The sequence below is a fragment of the Shewanella sp. UCD-KL21 genome, assembly GCF_001957135.1.
GTDB lineage: Bacteria > Pseudomonadota > Gammaproteobacteria > Enterobacterales > Shewanellaceae > Shewanella.
The window spans coordinates 1-18,491 of sequence record NZ_MPHK01000031.1 but is presented as its reverse complement, the minus strand read 5'-3'; the positions used below and the strand labels follow the sequence as shown (position 1 = coordinate 18,491).

The 18,491-nt window shown below is 44.5% G+C and carries 13 protein-coding genes and 1 pseudogene; 8 read left to right on the top strand and 6 right to left on the bottom strand.

What is annotated here, in order from left to right; genetic code table 11:
• Positions 1-34: 34 nt before the first annotated feature.
• Positions 35-2,278, top strand: coding sequence for a penicillin-binding protein 1B (mrcB, locus tag BM739_RS18810; RefSeq protein WP_076543177.1), 2,244 nt, complete (start codon positions 35-37; stop codon positions 2,276-2,278).
• A 122-nt stretch (positions 2,279-2,400) separates the two neighbouring features.
• Here the strand turns inward: mrcB and BM739_RS18805 are convergent, their stop codons facing one another.
• Positions 2,401-4,590 (bottom strand): TonB-dependent receptor, encoded by a 2,190-nt coding sequence (locus BM739_RS18805; protein WP_076543165.1) that lies wholly within the window; start codon positions 4,588-4,590, stop codon positions 2,401-2,403.
• A gap of 312 nt (positions 4,591-4,902) precedes the next feature.
• Between BM739_RS18805 and BM739_RS18800 the strand changes: the two genes are divergently transcribed.
• Both BM739_RS18800 and BM739_RS18795 read left to right on the top strand, forming a co-directional pair.
• A complete protein-coding gene (locus BM739_RS18800) occupies positions 4,903-5,601 on the top strand; it encodes a DUF3581 domain-containing protein (protein ID WP_076543164.1) in 699 nt (232 codons plus the stop codon).
• A gap of 133 nt (positions 5,602-5,734) precedes the next feature.
• Entirely contained in the window at positions 5,735-6,121 is a 387-nt protein-coding gene (locus BM739_RS18795) for an RNA polymerase subunit sigma (protein ID WP_076543163.1), read from the top strand.
• Between the two features lie 83 nt (positions 6,122-6,204).
• On the opposite strand, the gene BM739_RS18790 is transcribed toward BM739_RS18795, so the two are convergent.
• Together BM739_RS18790 and BM739_RS18785 are read right to left on the bottom strand one after the other, a co-directional pair.
• Positions 6,205-7,011: an MliC family protein gene (locus tag BM739_RS18790; protein ID WP_076543162.1), complete on the bottom strand. Its 807-nt coding sequence runs from the start codon at positions 7,009-7,011 to the stop codon at positions 6,205-6,207.
• A gap of 119 nt (positions 7,012-7,130) precedes the next feature.
• On the bottom strand, positions 7,131-7,316 hold the full coding sequence (locus tag BM739_RS18785; protein WP_076543161.1) for a cytoplasmic protein: 186 nt from the start codon (positions 7,314-7,316) through the stop codon (positions 7,131-7,133).
• A gap of 267 nt (positions 7,317-7,583) precedes the next feature.
• Between BM739_RS18785 and BM739_RS18780 the strand changes: the two genes are divergently transcribed.
• Both BM739_RS18780 and chrA read left to right on the top strand, forming a co-directional pair.
• Entirely contained in the window at positions 7,584-8,021 is a 438-nt protein-coding gene (locus BM739_RS18780; RefSeq protein ID WP_254843595.1) for a MarR family winged helix-turn-helix transcriptional regulator, read from the top strand.
• Between the two features lie 241 nt (positions 8,022-8,262).
• On the top strand, positions 8,263-9,414 hold the full coding sequence (gene chrA / locus BM739_RS18775) for a chromate efflux transporter (protein ID WP_076543159.1): 1,152 nt from the start codon (positions 8,263-8,265) through the stop codon (positions 9,412-9,414).
• A gap of 102 nt (positions 9,415-9,516) precedes the next feature.
• On the opposite strand, the gene fdhF is transcribed toward chrA, so the two are convergent.
• Positions 9,517-13,734 (bottom strand): formate dehydrogenase subunit alpha, encoded by a 4,218-nt coding sequence (fdhF, locus tag BM739_RS18770; RefSeq protein ID WP_076543158.1) that lies wholly within the window; start codon positions 13,732-13,734, stop codon positions 9,517-9,519.
• A gap of 411 nt (positions 13,735-14,145) precedes the next feature.
• On the bottom strand, positions 14,146-14,361 hold the full coding sequence (locus tag BM739_RS18760) for a hypothetical protein (RefSeq protein ID WP_076543156.1): 216 nt from the start codon (positions 14,359-14,361) through the stop codon (positions 14,146-14,148).
• Here BM739_RS18760 and prfB point away from each other — a divergent pair.
• A protein-coding gene (gene prfB, locus BM739_RS18755; protein WP_175609551.1) for a peptide chain release factor 2 occupies positions 14,360-15,458 on the top strand; the annotation gives its coding sequence in 2 pieces (ribosomal slippage) (positions 14,360-14,434 and positions 14,436-15,458; 1,098 coding nt in all). The genes BM739_RS18760 and prfB overlap by 2 nt on opposite strands.
• Before the next feature lie 12 nt (positions 15,459-15,470).
• Entirely contained in the window at positions 15,471-16,973 is a 1,503-nt protein-coding gene (gene lysS / locus BM739_RS18750; RefSeq protein ID WP_076543155.1) for a lysine--tRNA ligase, read from the top strand.
• 97 nt (positions 16,974-17,070) lie between these two features.
• Here the strand turns inward: lysS and BM739_RS18745 are convergent, their stop codons facing one another.
• Positions 17,071-17,526 carry a hypothetical protein gene (locus tag BM739_RS18745; RefSeq protein WP_139326923.1) on the bottom strand — a complete coding sequence of 152 codons (456 nt, stop codon included), beginning with the start codon at positions 17,524-17,526 and terminating at the stop codon, positions 17,071-17,073.
• A gap of 148 nt (positions 17,527-17,674) precedes the next feature.
• Between BM739_RS18745 and BM739_RS18735 the strand changes: the two are divergent.
• A pseudogene (locus BM739_RS18735) lies at positions 17,675-18,491 on the top strand (IS3 family transposase); the annotation flags it as partial.

Here is an 18,491-nt window from a genome sequence, read left to right as displayed (position 1 = left end):
AGTAAAAAGGGTCGTGGCTAAAGCTAAGCCGTCAATGTGGAAAAAACTCTGGTCAATCGGTTGGAAACTCGGCTTAATTGGCATCGTGGTGGTGAGCTCCTACGGCATCTATTTAGATCAAATCATTGCCCGTAAATTTGAAGGGCAAAAATGGCACTTACCCGCACAAGTGTTTAGCCGCTCAATGGCCATTTATCCCGGCGCTGCCATAAACCATCCGCAGCTAATGGCGGAGTTAAAACTGCTTGGCTACCGTAAAGTGGCCAACCCTCGTCAAGTGGGCGAGTTTTCAGCATCCAGCAGTAAAATTGAGCTTTGGCGTCGTCCATTTTTGCATCCTGAAGGCGATCAAGCAGCCCAGCGGGTGATGATTTCATTTGACTCTCAAGGGGTGAATTCAGTGCAGCGCATGAGTGATAAGCGTCAATTAGCGGTATTTCATTTAGAGCCGGTATTGCTGGATCGCATTTTGGCTTCCGGCGGCGAAGACCGATTATTTGTGCCCACCGCAGAAATGCCCCAAGCCATTGTCGATGCGCTGATTTTGGTCGAAGATCGCAGTTTTTATCAGCATCATGGGGTGAACCCATTTGCCATTCTTCGGGCTGCTATCGTCAATGTGACTGCCGGGCGAACCGTACAAGGTGGTTCAACCTTAACTCAGCAATTAGCCAAAAACTTCTTTTTAACCAGTGAGCGCTCAATTGTGCGTAAAATCCGTGAAGCCTTAATGGCAATCATTATTGATTTTCGTTACAGCAAAGATGAAATCCTCGAAGCCTATTTAAATGAAGTGTATATGGGGCAAGACAAGGCCCGTGGCGTTCATGGCATGGGCTTGGCGTCGCAGTTTTACTTTGGCCGCCCCATTGCAGAGCTCACAGTATCCCAGCAAGCATTTTTAATTGCCGCCATTAAAGGGCCATCATATTACAACCCTTGGCGCTCACCTGAGCGGGCGCAAAATCGCCGCGACTTGGTGCTGCGGTTACTGATGGAAGATGATCGCTTAACCGTTGAGCAATACAAAGCGGCGGTAGAATCGCCACTTGGGCTACGTGATTTTAATAAATCAGTACATCAAAAACTGCCAGCTTTCTTTGCGGTGGTAAAACAAGAATTACGTACGCGTTATGGTGATAGCTTGCTGCAGCAATCAGGGGTCAAGGTATACACCACCTTAGATCCAATGGCTCAAGATGCCGCCGAAAAAGCAGTCGTCAGCACCATGAAATCACTGGATGAACGCACTAAAAACGTGCAGGTGGGTATGGTAGTCACCGACAAATACACCGACGGCATTGCCGCCATGGTAGGGGATAGGGTGCCAAGCTTTGACGGCTTTAACCGCGCAGTGGAAATTCGCCGCCCGATTGGCTCGTTAGTGAAGCCGTTTGTGTATGCCACAGCGCTGCAACAAGGCAGTAAATATAATTTGGCGACCCCAATAGCGGACAAACCGATCACCTTGCAAAATGGTCAAGGTAAAACCTGGTCGCCACAAAATGTCGATCGAAAATTCCGTCAACAGGTGCCATTATTAGATGCATTTAAAAACTCGATGAATGTGCCAACGGTGAATATAGGTATTGAATTAGGCGTTGATAACGTCGCTAAAACCATGGCGAATGCTGGTTGGTCTGATGCGATACCTCGCTATCCATCAATGTTGTTAGGGGCAATTAATGGCTCACCTTATATGGTGGCGCAGGCTTATCAAACCATTGCCAATAATGGCCGCTATCGACCGTTAACCTCTATCACCGCAGTATTAGATACTAATAACGAGCCGCTTAAGGTTACTCGCGTTAGCGCCAGCCAAGGCCTTGAACCGCAAACGGACTATTTAGTGCAATATGCCATGAACCAAGTTGTGCAAACTGGTACGGCAAAAAGGTTAGGGCAAGCATTTCCTAATGTGGCCTTAGCGGGTAAAACTGGCACCAGTAATGACAGTCGTGACTCTTGGTTTGCAGGCTTTGATGAACGTAACGTGGCGGCTATTTGGGTCGGTCAAGACGATAACTCTAAAACAGGACTTTATGGCTCAAGTGGCGCAATGGCAGTGTATCAAGCATTTTTAAAACAGCGTCCGCCGTTAGGCTTGAGAATGACGCCGGCAGATGGCATCACCCAAGGTTATTTTGATAAAGACACTGGGGTGGCAAAACAAGCCGATTGTGACAATGTGATGGCGCTGCCTGCCACACGTGACAGCTACAAGCCTGCTGCAAACTGTGGTGAGCCGTTATCTTGGTGGCAAAAAATCATTAACTAATCGGCGCTAAAAACGGTTTATTGAGACTTAAGTGTTGATAGAAAAATAAAATGGCTACTCGTTTGAGTAGCCATTTTTATTTCCTTTAAAGGATTATCACTGCCAAAGCTTAGTGCGAGCAGTTAAAACTTATATTGATAACCAAGAGTGGCCGATTGTGGCTTACCAGCAAAGATAGAACCGTGAATACGAGTGGTCATATAGGTTTCATCCAATAAGTTATCAACGGTCAAGTACACTTCAGATGCATCATTAATAAAGTAACGAGCCGATAAATCCACAACGGTTTTATTGGCAATAAGCTCATCTGCTGGGATACTCGCTTGGCCTGCAACCGTGCGCATATCAGAGGTATAACGGCCGGCAATAGTCACCTGCCACGATTCAGCTTGAACGCCTGCAGATAAGAACACTTGGTTATCGGGCAAGTAAGGCAGTTCATCGCCCTTTTCTACATTACCCCAAGATTCGAAGTCTGAGCTGAATGCGTTTTGGAATTCAGCATTGGTGTAGGTGTAAGCCATTTTTACTGGAAAACTAATCTCGCCGGTTTGATTAAATTCATAACCTAAACTGAGCTCAACGCCGCTGACTTCAACTTCACCAGCATTGTATTGATTACCAATATTGTCATCATCACAACCTTGAGCCGCGGTGCAGTTACCATGCATATTGCTGTAATCACTGTAAAAGGCGATAGCTTCAGAGTTTAATCCACCAGTGTTGTAACGAACACCTGCTTCATAGTTCCAGCTTTTTTCTTCTTTGCCGTCATCATTACCGGGGGCGCTAGGGGCAAAACCTTGCTGAACGCCTGCGAGTACAATTAAGTTATCGGTTATTTGGTAAGTTGCTGCAACTGACGGTAAAACCACATCAAAGCTGTTGCTGATATCTTTATCTGGTGCGCCTTCACGGCCGACGTTAGTTTTACCCCAGTCACGGCGCTGGGTGGTGACATTTTCATAACGTAGACCGGCTGTCACCGCTAAGTCACCAAAAGTCATTTTATCTTGAACGTAAAAAGCAAATGCTTCAGCACTGTCTATACGGTTTGAGTCAGTACCAGGTGTGCCGCTATCAGTCAGCGACATTACTTGGTTCGCTCCTAATTCATAGGTATCAACCCACTGGAATCGATCCATTTCATCTTCGTGATAACGCGCACCAAATGCTAAGTCATGGTCGCCCACTAGCCAATTTAGCTCAGTTTGAATACCTTGAGATAGGTAGTCACGGTTATTGGCTTTCACTTGCACTTTTAGTGGTGATATTGACGTTGGATCTTGATCAAAATCAGCCGCTTTTTTAATACTTTCAATGCCTAAGCTTTCGCCATCAATTTTTGAGGTTTTGTACCAGTTACGGGCAAAATTATTGTAATAAGCCGTGGTCGCCAAAGACAGGGTATCGTTAAAGTCGATGATATGGTTTAACTGTACTTGCTTGTGCTCTGTGGTCATCTCATCTTTTTGAGATGCGGAATAACGCATATAAGGTGAAGCGTTATAATCTTCTTCAGTTAAGCCCATGTAGGTTTCGTTAGACACTTCATCTGAGTACTTTAATTTTAATTCAACGCGTTGCTGATAAGTGGCATCGTCGCTACTATCAATGCTGATTTTGGCTAAGGCATCGTTTTTAACAAAGCCGGTATCACCGCCAACACCGTTAATGTCGCGAAAGCCATCAGCTTGATAACGGTAAATTTCTGCTACCGCGCCAACGCGTTCGCCTTGACCGCCTGCATGGGCATGGACTTTAGCAAAGCCATCTTGACCTGCTGCCACATCAATGCCGCCTGCAAGTTCTTCCACTGGAATTTGACGAGACAGCATATTAATAATGCCGCCCGTGGTGCGAGGGCCGTATTTAAGGGTCGAGCCGCCTTTCATGATCTCAACGGTTTGCATTCTACCAGAGGTTGGGAAGTAGTATGCCGCAGGAGAAGCATAAGGCGCTGGCGCAGCTAAAACGCCGTCTTCCATAATGGTAATTTTTTCAGAGCGGTTTTGACCTGTGCCGCGCATACCAATATTAGGGCGTAAACCGTAACCATCTTCTTCTTGCAGGTACACCCCAGGCACAGACGCTAAGGTGCGCATGATGTCAGTGTATTTAAAGTTTTCAATTTCAACTTCACCGATAACATGAGCACTACCAGGAATATTATTCACCGGATTGGCACTGCCAAAAATTGAAATTTGCTCCATGGTGGCATTAGCATCAGAGTCGCTGTCGGCAGCAGATGCCGAAAAAGCGCTGAATAAGGCGGTGGCTAAAAGACTAATACGAAGGCTGTGCTGAGTCATGTAAAGCTCCAAAGGCGAAATGCAAACATAATGAAAATAACAATTGTTATCATTTGTATTGAAATTGTAGTGGAGTTTACTTAATTCACTCTTAAAATCAACATTTGTTCAAACAATGTTAACCATTGTGTTAGCAGTTAGATTATTATGGGGCGATTAATATCATTGAGACTGAAGTCAGCGCATAGTGCTGCAGTCGTGGCAGCGATTAAGTCATCGGCTGAGTTTATGTGAATTTTTGCTGTAAACTCGATTCACAATAAACCCAACTCAATAAGAGATGGATATCTTTAACCAATAAAATGGATGTATATGTTTTTGTCACCTTATTACGTTAAGCAAGATCAAAGTGTGTTTATTTCGGCTTTGCAAGCGAGCAATTTCGCAAAACACGTCGCTGAAGACTTTAACCCTATTCATAATGTTGGCGCTAAACGCTTCTGTGTTCCTGGTGACTTACTGTTTGCTTTAGTACTTACAGAGTTTGGTTTGAGCCAAAAAATGCAGTTTAAGTTTGCTGGCATGGTGGGTGATGGCGTTGAGCTATTGCTGGACAACAAAGCGGGTGAGCAATTTAGTATCTGTGATACCAAGGGCAAAGAATATTTGCATATCGAACGTGAAGGTGAGTTATGCCAATGTGATGTGCAAACCGCGGCATTTATTAAAAGTTATGTGGCCTTTTCTGGGCTCAACTTCATCCATGTATTAGTGCCGATGATGAAACAGTACGGCATGATGATTAATCCCGCCAGACCCTTGGTGATTTATGAAAGTATGTCATTTCAGTTAGATACTTTTGATTTTACGGATATGAGTCTTGAGCTGGTTGAGCAAGATATGCAAATCAATGGTAAGCGCGGTGATGTGACCTTGCAGTTTGCCTTAAAAAGCGCAGGTAAAGTCATAGGCTCAGGTATCAAAACCTTAGTGCTAAGCGGTTTACGCGAATACGATGAGCAGCAAGCGCAGCAGATGTGTCACAGCTATGAAAGCAGCAAGCTGGCTTAAATTGTTTCATATTTAAGGGTTAGTTAGCGAGTGGTAAATTAGCATTATTCCATTTGAAAAATGCGATATTCCGTTTTTACATTATGCTTTAGGTAGGATACGTCCATTAGTTGATTATCGCTTGAGGTTTTATATGAAAAAATTATTACTCGTTTCGCTTTCTTTTTTAGCATTTTCAGCAAGCGCGAATATTATCTATGATAAAACTGGCGTGAATGAAAAAGATTTTGTTTTCGATCAATATCAATGCCAAGAAATGTCACAGCAAGTTCATAAAAATACTGAATCTCGTGGTGCCATTAGTAGCGGCCTTAAAGGTGCGGCAGTAGGCGCAGCGGGCAGTGCCATTGCTGGTGGTAGTGGTTCACATGGCGCTAAAACCGGTGCCGGTATTGGTGTTGCAGTAGGCTTGCTAGGTGGCGCGAAAGATAGAAGAGCCAATGAAGCTAACTACGAAGCAGAGAAAGAAACTGTGGTGCGTAACTGCATGGCAAATCGTGGCTACAGTATTTTAAACTAATCTAAGCTACTAGCGCTTAGCGCTTAGAGTTAGTAAACAACAAACCATGCTTTTTAGCATGGTTTTTTTATGGGCTTTTCAGCCTATTTTACTCGGCAATGTATATCCGCTTGTTCAAATTGGCTTAGCACGGCTTGTTGCTGGTGGGTCCAAAAACTAACATTCTGCCCTTGGTATTTCGCCCCTGATGCACTTGGCGTCAGTAATGTTAATAGCGGATTTTGCTGCGCTACCGTGACCGCTCTTGAATCTGCAATTGAACCCGCAGTTGGATCAGGAGTTGGATCGGCAGTTGGATCTAAGCTTAGGTTTAATATTGCTGCAGGTATCGCAGTTTGGTTATAAAAATAAACCCTAATGCTCATCTGGCTACTGTCTGATGCGCTATCACACTGATATTGCACCGCCTTAGGCGCTTCAAATACCGCCGCCGCGATCTGTAACTCGGTTAGCCGTGAAGCATAGGCGTAAATCACGCACTGTTTAATATCGTCAGCCTTCCAACACTCATTACGGCCTTTTATCCAGCCACGCTGAAAAGCTTTAAGCTGGGGTAATGCATCAACATCTGCATCAACATCTGCATCTACATCTGCATCTACATCTACATCTACATCTACATCTACATCTACATCTACATCAGCATCCGCGTCTAGCTGAAAAGTTAACTTTTTGAATACTTGATTGAGCTGAATATCAAGCTGTGCCAATTGATTATCTTGGCAAATAAGCTGCTCCACTTCGCCACGGGCTTGCTGGCAATCAAAAGCGGGCGTTAATTTATCAGCTTGAGTGGCTTGAGTATTAGCTAATACCTCTTGATCACTCAGCGCAATGGCCTGAGTGCTCGCGCAGTAACTCAGCAATAACAGTAATGCTCTTATAGCCATGATAGACAATCCTATTTTTAAAGGTGCTTAAAAATAAATCATAACCTATCTGGCTATTTTAGCTTAATCGAGCCTGAGCTTAATCCAACATAGCTCAACTCAGCTCAACAGTAACAGCCTTACGCCTTGATATTAATGTTATGGCCTGAGTTACCAACCGGTGGTGGCAGCGCAGCTTCAATTAATTGGAGCGCCATTTCACCTTCAATTTTTTGCTGATCTTTTGCAATTACAGCAACTTTGAGGCTACTACCTGAATCGATATTGGTCGGCATTGATGATGGAGCATTGATGGAAAGTGCCATAATATTATTACTCTAATTAGCTAAACCTAAATGGGTTAATGATTTATCGGCCAAAACCGTGAAAGGTGAATGTTTTGTTTGTATTAATCTGTATCAGCGCACTAATGGCTTATCAGTATATTGTATTGCGCGCAATTTAAGTGTGATAAACTGATAATCGCTTTGGCTAGCAGTGATTGTAATTAAGCAGCACATCAAATACTGAGCGCCATAGATATTAGAATTTTGCGAGAAAGTAAGCCTGTGACTAGGATTTAAGGAATGATTATGAGTGAAAAGTTAGATGCATTGGCATTAGAGAATCAAGTGTGTTTTGCGCTTTATAGCGCCACCAATGCGGTTGTGCGCGCTTATCGGCCACTACTTGATGAACTATCACTAACCTATCCGCAATATTTAGTGATGATGGTGCTGTGGAAAGAGCCGGGTATTAGCGTTAAAACCTTAGGTGAAAAACTGCATCTGGACTCAGGCACCTTAACGCCGTTACTAAAAAGACTGGAAACAAAGCAACTGGTTATCCGAGATCGCAGTAAAGAAGATGAGCGGGTCAGGGTATTACAGCTAACGCCCCAAGGGCTGGCTTTAAAACAGCAAGCGAGCCAAATTCCACAATTGATGCGCTGTAAAGTTGGCGGCAGTGCAGATGAGTTACAGCAATTAAAGTTACTCAGCGAGAAAGTGTTAGCGCAATTACAAGCCTAATTAGACTCAATGAGCTATCGAGCCTATTGTCATCAAACTGTGCGGTCATAAAAAATACGCTGTCATAAAAAAGACACCAAAGCGTCATATAATGAATCTAGTGACAGGGTGGATAGCAAGCTGGTATTAGTGATCTCGTATCAAGCTCTTATTATTTAAACCTCATTATTTAAAACTCATTATTTAAACTTAAGCCAGTGATGCTATCGCCAGCTTATCTCTAAACGGAATTGGACAGCTTATGTGGCAAATATTTACCCGTTTTTTAGCCTTAGGTTTAGTCAGTTTTGGCGGCCCAGCGGCGCACATTGGCTACTTTAGGCAGACCTTTGTTAACGAGCTTAATTGGCTTGATGAAAAACGCTATGGCAGCTTTGTGGCGTTAAGTCAGTTTATGCCAGGACCGGGGTCGAGTCAGGTTGGCTTTGCCATTGGTTATCATCGCGGCGGCTTAGCAGGCGCAATAGCTGCGTTTTTGGGTTTCACCTTACCGTCTTTTATGTTGCTGTTCTTACTTGCGGTAACCAGTGCTAAGTGGCTTGAGGCCGATGCGGTTGTGGGCATGATCCATGGCTTAAAATTGCTGGCAGTCGTGGTGGTAGCTGATGCGACATTGGGAATGTTTAGCCAATTTTGTCAGCGCAAAACCGCCCGGGTTATTATGTTGCTTACCGCAGCTTGTTTGATGTTATTCCCCTCCATGTTGACCCAAATTATCGTATTACTGCTGGCGGCGATAATGGGCGTGGTATTGCTTACCAAAGGCGAAAATATTACCCTAGAAAACAGCCCCATTAAACTTAACTATGGCTGGTTAGCATTATTTATCATTGGCATAGTGTCGACGTTTTACTTTATTAATCAAACTGGCACCCTAGGCCAAGTATTTGCGCAATTTTATCAGGTGGGCAGCTTAGTGTTTGGCGGCGGCCATGTGGTGCTGCCACTACTGGAAGCCAATGTCGGTGAGCTGGTAAGCCCAGATCGATTTCTAACCGGTTATGCGCTAGCGCAGGCGATTCCTGGGCCTATGTTCACCTTAGCGACCTTTTTAGGGGCTGATTTATGGTTAGAGCAACCTATTTTAGGCGCTATTGTGGCGACCATTGCCATTTTTTTACCGGGCTTTTTACTGATGCTGGTGGGGCTAAAAAGCTGGCATGCTATCAGTGAGCGACCGCTTATATCAGGGGCGATTGCTGGAGTGAATGCTGCTGTGGTGGGCTTACTGTTTGCCGCGCTTTACTCGCCAGTGTTTACCTCAGCGGTGCTATTACCTATTGATATGGCATTAGTGTTATTAGGCTTTGGCGTGCTGAAAATCTTTAAGCCCAACATTGTTTTGTTAGTAGCAGGGTTTGCAGCAACAGGGGCTTTGTTAGCCGCGCTTTAACTAAATACGATATCGCGATAAAAAAGGCAAGCTTGGTGATATACCTAAGCTTGCCTTTTTGATTAGTTTTTACGTCAGTTTTACTGTTATTTGAGCGTGGAATTACACCGCTGTGGCTAACTCCGCTTTAACAGCGCAGACTTTAAACTCAGGTATTTTGGCCACCGGATCGACTGCGTTATTGGTTAACTTATTCGCCGCCGCTTCAGCAAAGTGGAACGGTAAGAATAATACCCCAGCTTGCGCTCGCTTAGTGACAAAGGCGGCAATTTCAATTTCGCCGCGGCGGGAACTCAGTTTTAAATTATCGCCATTACTCACCCCAAGACGCTCAGCATCAAACACCGACATCATCACTCTTGGCGCGCCTAAAGTATCTAAACCGCTGGTTTTGCGGCTTAAAGTACCGGTGTGGAACTGCTCTAATAAGCGACCTGTAGACAATACCAATGGATACTCATCACAGGTGGATTCTGCTGGGGCGCGATAACTCACGGCGGTGAATAGTCCTTTGCCTTTAATGGGTTGATCCTGATGCAGCACGGGCGTTCCCGTATGTTGCTCATCACGACAAGGCCACTGCAGTCCTTTACTTGGCACGCCATGTTTATCAGCACTTAAACGATCCCAAGTGATCCCTTGATATTGCGGGGTTACTTGATTGATCTCGTTAGTGATCGCTTGCTCATTTGGGTAGTGCCAGTTAGCGCCCAGTTTATTGGCAATATCTTGAATGATTTGCCAATCTGCACGGGCTTCACCTGGCGGGGTTAATACCGCTTCTAGGCGCTGCACTCGGCGTTCAGTATTGGTAAAGTGGCCCTGTTTTTCAGCAAATGATGCCGCAGGTAACACCACATCAGCATACTTGGCGGTTTCAGTTAAGAAGATATCTTGCACCACTAAAAACGGCAGTTTCTCCAAAGCTTCAAGCACATGGGCTTGATCAGGGTCGCTCAGCACAGGGTTTTCGCCCATGACGTATAAGGCTTTAACTTTATCTTCGGTAATAGCATGCATCACTTCAGTGGCGGTTAAGCCCTCGGTGGCTGACAGCGGTGTTTGCCAGAACTGCTCAAACTTGTCACGTACAATAGGATTATCAACTCGCTGATAGCCAGTGTAGTAATTTGGCAGCGCGCCCATATCACACGCCCCTTGGACATTACTTTGGCCACGCAGTGGATTAATGCCAGCGCCCACTTTACCTAAATTGCCACAGAGCATTTGCAGGTTAGAGATAGCAGTGACATTGTCATGGCCTGAGGTGTGCTGGGTTATGCCCATAGCGTAGTAGACTGCGGTTTTCTCCGCTGTGCCAATATAACGCGCCATTTGGGCAATATCCTCAGCGCTAACCCCACAAATCTTGGTGGCATTTTGCAACTGATATTCAGGCTTAAGCACTTCTTGCATCACTGCCTCAAAGCCTTGGGTATGGGCGTTGATATAGTCTTTGTCATGCCAATCATGACGAATGATCTCAGCCATAATCGCGTTAAGTAGCACCACATCAGAGCCGGGCTTTTGCGCTACGTATAAACAGGCGTCATCAGCAATGGAGACCCGCTTAGGATCGGCCACGATCAAGCGGGCGCCATGGGAGCGAATGGCCTGTTTAATTCTTGAGGCAATAATCGGATGCGCATTGCAAGTATCTGAACCTAAGATAAAGATTAAGTCAGACTCTTTGATCCCCGGAATATCATTGGTCATCGCGCCGCTGCCCAAACTGAGTTGCAGGGCAGACACGGTACTGGCATGACACAAACGGGCACAATGGTCGATATTATTGGTGCCTAATACGCTGCGAACAAACTTTTGAATGAGGTAGTTATCTTCATTGGTGGCTTTGGCTGAGGCTAAAGTGGCAATGGCATCAGCGCCTGCTTCAGCTTTTACCTTGGCAAAATTATCGGCAATGGTATCTAGCGCTTCATCCCAACTGCAAGGGATCAGCTCGCCCATTTTACGAATAAGCGGCGTGGTTAAGCGTTGCTCGCTTTGAATAAAGTCAAAGCCAAAGCGGCCCTTAACGCACAACATGCCATCGTTAACATCAGAGTGTTTACTGCCTTTTACATGGCAAATTTTGCCTGTGGTCGGTGACACGCTGACTTCGATACGACAACCCACACCACAGTAAGTACAAATGGTCGAGGTGGTAGTTAACTGCTCTTCATCGCCTTGGCGTTTATCACGGGCATCAACCAGCGCACCAGTTGGGCACACTTGCACGCAGTTACCACATTGCACACAATCACTGTCGGCCATGCTGGCACTAAAGCCAACCCGAGGTGCTTGGCGCTCATCGGTTAATTGATTCGGTAATGCTTGGAAGCTGTCTTTAGTGAACTGAATGGCATTGTGACCACTTTGCTGACCACAAATATCGACGCATTTGCCGCAGCTAATACAGCGGTTGGCATCAAACTGAATAAACGGGCTGGTTTTATCCACCGCAAATTGGCGTGCATTGGCGCTGTCTAATTGCTCTGACTGCACATGATATTCAGTGGCATAATCACGTAATTTACAATCGGTATTGGCCTGGCAAGCACACTCTAAACAGCGGGCAGCTTCTTGCATTGCTTCATCGGGCGCATAGCCTAACTCCACTTCATTGAAATTTAGCTGACGCTCAATGGCGCTAAGCTCAGCCATTTTGTAGCGAGGTTTTGCAGCAATGCTAGGGTATAACTCGGCTGATAATTCAGCAGTTTTAGGTGCTTTAGCTGCATTAAATTGTTTTGGAGTTAAGGCGCAATTTAGCCCCTCGTGCAGTAATTTATCAATGGCGACAGCGGCTTTACGGCCATCCCCAATGGCCGCCACCGCCGTTGCTGGGCCGCGGCGCGAGTCTCCAATTACAAACAGTTTATCAACCCCAGCAGACATGGTGTGCTCACAGCCAATAAAGGTATTCCAGCGGGTTAGCGCCAGTTCACCTGTGGTGAGGTGACTGTTAGGATCTTCCATAAAGCTCATATCTGGGGTTTGCGACACCGCAGCTATCACAGTATCAAAGGCTTCAATAAAGCTTTCGCCAGTGGCTTTGGGTGAGCGCCGCCCTGATGCATCTGGCTCACCCAAGGCCATTTTTGCTAGCTCAATGGCAGTGACTTGGCCGTCTTCATTAGCGATATTGTTAAGCGGATTGGTTAAAAAGTGAAACTTCACCCCTTCAACTTCAGCTTCATGAATTTCATAAGGCTCTGCTGGCATATCAGCACGGGTACGGCGATAAATTAAGGTGACATCATAGCCGGCGCGCACGGCGGTGCGGGCGCAATCAATGGCGGTATTACCACCGCCAATTACCGCAACTTTATGACCGATTTGATAGCTTTGCTCAGTGCAGTAATCCCGCAGGTAATCCACCCCTAAGTAACAGCCTTTTAAATCACTGCCCGGGTAGTTCATCGCCACCGCTTTTTGAGCGCCAATGGCTAAACACACAGCATCGTAATCATCGGTAAGTTGCTTTAGATGAACATCTTCACCTAGGCGGGTATTAGTGACAATGTCTAGGCCATTTTGGCTAAGTAACTCAATTTCTTTATCAAGAATATCTTTAGGTAAACGATACTCAGGAATGCCATAACGCAGCCAGCCGCCCGCTTTGGGCATAGACTCAAAAATGCGCACCTGATGGCCTTGGTTTGATAAAAAATAGCCAGCACTTAAACCCGCAGGGCCACTACCAATAATGGCGACTTTTTTACCGGTAGCAGGCAGCTTTTCAATTTGATAGCTGTGCTCATCGGCAAGGTCTAAATCGGCGGCGTGGCGCTTTAATTGTCTAATGGCCACTGGCTCATCAACCAAGCCTCGGCGACACTCGGCTTCACAAAAAGCTGGGCAAACACGGCCAATAGACAATGGCAAGGGCAAGGTTTGCTTAATCACTTTTACTGCTTCGGTATGATTACCTTGGGCGATATGAAACAGATAACTTTGAATATCCACCCCTGCAGGGCAGGCTTGCTGGCAGGGCGCTTCACAGTCAGCAAAGTGATCAGACAAAATAGTAGTTAACGCCGCTTGGCGTAACTTGCTTAACTCAGCGGTTTGGGTGGTAATGTGCATGTCACTGGCAACAGGGGTTTCACAGGCTTTTACTTTGCGGCAGCTGCCATCGTGATTTTTGATATCAACCACACAAAGATTACAGGCTTGTTTGCCATCGCTGTGCTGGGCATTGCCGTTTGCAGGATCGCATAAGCTAGGAATGTTTATCCCGCCATCGCGAGCGGCTTGAAGAATATTTTTATCAGCACTGACAGTTAACGCCACGCCATCTATTTTGAGAGTAATCATCACTAGGCCTTGTAGGGGTTATTACAGGCTAAATTTTTGCCTTTTATTAGCTCTACAAAATATACCTATTTTTAGATGAACAGAATTAAGCTGAGCAAGTGAAATAAGCTTTTGTAACCCTTGTCACGCTTGGGTGTGGCTTTGTGATTTGGCTCGCTTTGTTTTGGCTTTAAATGGGGCTGCGTCACGGTTTTGGGTATAAATTGATCTTGCTGCTATTGGTAGTTGATCGCGGCCATATTCAAGTGCTGATAAAAGTTTAAAGCTAAGGGTAGTAACGTGCAGATTTAAAAGAAATTGTTGTAAATGTGCTGAGTAAAAGGCGCTAATACGTCGCAAGTTAACGCTTTTTTAGCAATCAATACTAATCAGGTTACATTAGCAGTCAGCGGCTTGATGAAGCATTTTTAGCTAGGGTAACACCTTGGGTTTGAACCATTTGCTGACATTTTTAGCCAATAACACAGCTTGTGGTTCAGCTTGCTGATGGGCGGTTTTTTCCTTGTTATCAACAATTCCACTAATGTTTGTTAATAATCGCCTCTGAGCGCTAGGTTTAGTGGCAGTCATGGGGTAAAATGCGCGGTTAATTGTATTGTTTACCGCTAAATTAAGTAGAAAATTCATGTTTGAAGTAAATCCAGTTAAATTCAAGATCAAGGAACTCGCTGACCGCACCGAACTTCTTCGGGGGTATCTTTGACTACGCTGCCAAAAGTGAGCGTTTAGAAGAAGTCAGCAGAGAGCTTGAAAGTGCAGAAGTTTGGAATGATCCAGAAAATGCTCAAGCCTTAGGTAAAGAGCGCAGCGCCCTAGAAGCCGTCGTGAAAACGATCGATGATATGGACAGCGGCCTTGAAGATATTGAAGGACTGGTTGAACTTGCCATCGAAGAAGATGATGAAGAAACCTTTAACGATGCCAGCACAGAATTAGATGGACTTGAGAAACGTTTGGAAGAACTTGAATTCCGCCGTATGTTCTCGGGCCCACATGATGCTGCAGACTGCTACTTAGACATTCAATCAGGATCGGGTGGTACCGAGGCGCAAGATTGGGCCAATATGGTATTGCGTATGTATCTTCGTTGGGGTGAAGCCCACGATTACAAACCTGAATTAATGGAAGTCACCGACGGTGATGTGGCCGGTATTAAAGGCGCAACCATTAAGTTTAATGGCGAATATGCTTTTGGTTCATTGCGAACTGAAACTGGCGTACACCGTTTAGTGCGTAAATCACCGTTTGATTCGTCAGGTAAGCGTCACACCTCTTTCTGTTCGGTATTCGTTTACCCAGAAATTGACGACTCGATTGAGATTGATATCAATCCATCTGATTTACGTATTGATACCTACCGCGCCTCAGGTGCAGGTGGTCAGCACGTCAACAAAACCGAATCAGCGATACGTATTACCCATTTACCCACTAATACTGTGGTGCAGTGTCAAAATGACCGTTCGCAACATAAGAACCGTGACGCTGCAATGAAACAATTAAAAGCTAAACTGTATGAGTTAGAAATGCTCAAACAGAACGCTGATAAGCAAGCCGCGGAAGATGCCAAATCAGATATTGGTTGGGGCAGCCAAATCCGTTCATACGTGCTTGATGATGCCCGTATTAAAGATTTACGTACCGGTGTTGAAAACCGAAATACCCAAAGCGTCTTAGATGGCGACTTGGACAAGTTTATTGAAGCTAGCCTTAAATCTGGCCTTTAACGAGAGAAGAAGATGACTGAACAAACCCAAGACGAAAACAAGTTAATTGCAGAACGTCGCGCGAAACTAGATCACATCCGCGAAAACTGCCCTGCAAATGGTCACCCAAATAACTTCGATCGCAAACACAAGGCCGCCGATATTCAAGCGCAATACGGACATCACACCAAAGAAGAGCTTGAAGGCATGGACGTTAACTGTTCAATTGCTGGCCGTATTATGGCAAAACGTGGCCCATTCTTGGTTATCCAAGATGTCTCTGGTCGCATCCAAGCCTATGCGGGTAAAGATGTTCAAAAAGATCTTAAAGCCACATTCCAAGGTTTAGACATCGGTGACATCATCGGTGTAACCGGTAAGCTGCACCTTTCTGGTAAAGGCGACTTATACGTGAACATGGAGCAGTACCAATTGCTAACGAAAGCATTGCGTCCACTGCCTGAAAAGTTCCACGGTCTATCAGATCAAGAAACCCGTTACCGTCAACGTTACGTTGACCTTATCGTTAACGAAGAGTCACGTAATGCATTTATTATGCGCTCTAAAGTGGTTTCAGCAATCCGTAACTTCATGATCAAAAAAGAGTTCATGGAAGTTGAAACCCCAATGATGCACAGCATCCCAGGTGGCGCAACCGCGCGTCCGTTTGAAACTCACCATAACGCACTTGATATGGCGATGTACTTACGTATCGCACCTGAGCTATACCTTAAGCGTTTAGTGGTTGGTGGTTTTGAGCGTGTATTTGAAGTAAACCGTAACTTCCGTAACGAAGGTTTGTCTCCACGTCATAACCCAGAATTCACCATGATGGAATTCTATATGGCGTACGCTGACTACAAAGATTTAATGGATCTTACCGAAGAAATGCTAAGCTCGATTGCCACTGAACTTTGTGGTTCAACCAAGCTACCATACGGTGAGCATACTGTTGATTTTGGCGGCCCATACGCACGTATGAGCATGCTAGATGCTATCAAACAGTACAACCCAGACAACGCAACCATTCAGTCTATGACTTACGAAGAAGTTAAAGACGTTGAGTTCATGCGTGACTTGGCTAAGAGCCTTGGCATGACTATCGAGAAGTTCTGGACTTGTGGTCAACTACTTGAAGAAATCTTTGGTGAAACCGCAGAGCCTAAGTTAATGCAACCTACGTTCATTACCGGTTACCCAGCTGACATTTCACCACTTGCACGTCGTAACGACGATAACCATTTCATCACTGACCGTTTTGAGTTCTTCATCGGCGGCCGTGAAGTGGCAAATGGTTTCTCTGAGCTTAACGATGCACAAGATCAAGACAACCGCTTTAAAGCGCAAGTTGATGCGAAAGATGCCGGTGATGATGAAGCGATGTTCTACGATGCAGATTATATCCGCGCACTAGAACACGGTTTACCACCAACTGCAGGTCAAGGTATTGGTATCGATCGTTTAGTGATGTTGTTCACTAACACGCACACTATTCGTGACGTGATTTTGTTCCCAGCGATGCGCCCAGAAGCGTAATTGTTGATTAAGCCGTTGGCTTAATAATTACTATTAAAAAACCAGCCTACTTGGAAAAGTGGCTGGTTTTTTTTGGCGCAAACTAATTATATGTCTATTATGCTAAGAACTTTCTGATTGTTCCTACAACGTCGTTAAATTGATTAGGTAGTGAATTAAGAAAGGAAGTAATTTCGGGGTACTCCATTGGATCAAGTTTAATACCATCCTCTAGTAATTCTTTTGCATCAATAAGGCATCTTGAAAGTTTCCAATCATAACTTATACCAAGTTTTTGAATCTCTTCGGCTAGGCGAAAATATTCAGTTAAAACATTTTCTTTACAACCATCTGATATTGTGTTTTCTAGTTCTAGCTCTTTTATTTGAACCGTTAAGGTCTGAATTGCATATAGATTTGAAGCTACAGTTGATGCGTATTTTTTTGAGAGTTCACTTGCTTTTTCTTGATAAGAAATTTCCAATTTTTTATCAAATAGATTCATTTCAGTTTTAATTAAACTTAAGTTACTGCTTTGAGCATTTTGAAATTTCTCATCAATTTTATTTAGCAAAAACTCTTTATCTTCATTAAACCTATTTCTAAAAAAATAAATATTCACACCTAGAAATAAAATAAGGAAAGTAGAACAAAAGCTTTGACGTGGTTTAATTGATACGACTAACCCAGTTAAGACATAATTGATTTAACTGGAGATTCAAATGAAAACACGTAAATCCTATTCAAAAGAATTCAAGCTTGATGCCATTGCACTGGTAAGAGAGCAAAATTACAGTATTGCTGAAGCAGCTAGAAATTTAGAGGTGACTCCTCAACTACTCGGTCGCTGGATAAAAGAAGCAGAAAATGATGATGGTCATGCATTTAGAGGTAATGGCAAGTTGACTCCTGAACAGGAGGAGATCCGCAAGCTAAAAGCACAAGTAAAGCGCTTAGAAATGGAACGTGAGATATTAAAAAAAGCGACGGTCTTCTTTGCCAAAGAAACGAAGTAAAATACGCGTTTATTGCCCAAAATAAGAAGATCTGGCCTGTGATATTAATGTGTCACGTGTTGGGTGTGAAAAACAATAATTACTACAGCTATCAAAAGCGAAAGTCTCTGGCTCCTGTTGATACAGAGCATCAAGAGATATTGCAATGGGTGAAGAATATTGCCGAGTTTAGCGATAATACCTATGGACAAAGACGCATTCAAAAGGYATTGAATTCACTTGATTACCCTGTTGGGCGTAGGAAAACAGCGCAACTGATGRAAGAAGCAAACGTTTGGGTGCGCTATAAAAAGAAGTACAAAGCAGCAACCAACAGCGACCACAAGAAACCTATATATGAAAATGAGCTTGAACAGGATTTCGATGTTCAATGCGCTAATCAAGCGTGGGTTCAAGATATTACGTACGTATGGACGGCTGAAGGATGGCTGTATCTAGCAGTCGTAATCGATCTCTATTCCCGTAAAGTTGTTGGTTGGAGTATGGGCAGCAGAATGAAAGCACAGCTCGTTTGTGATGCGCT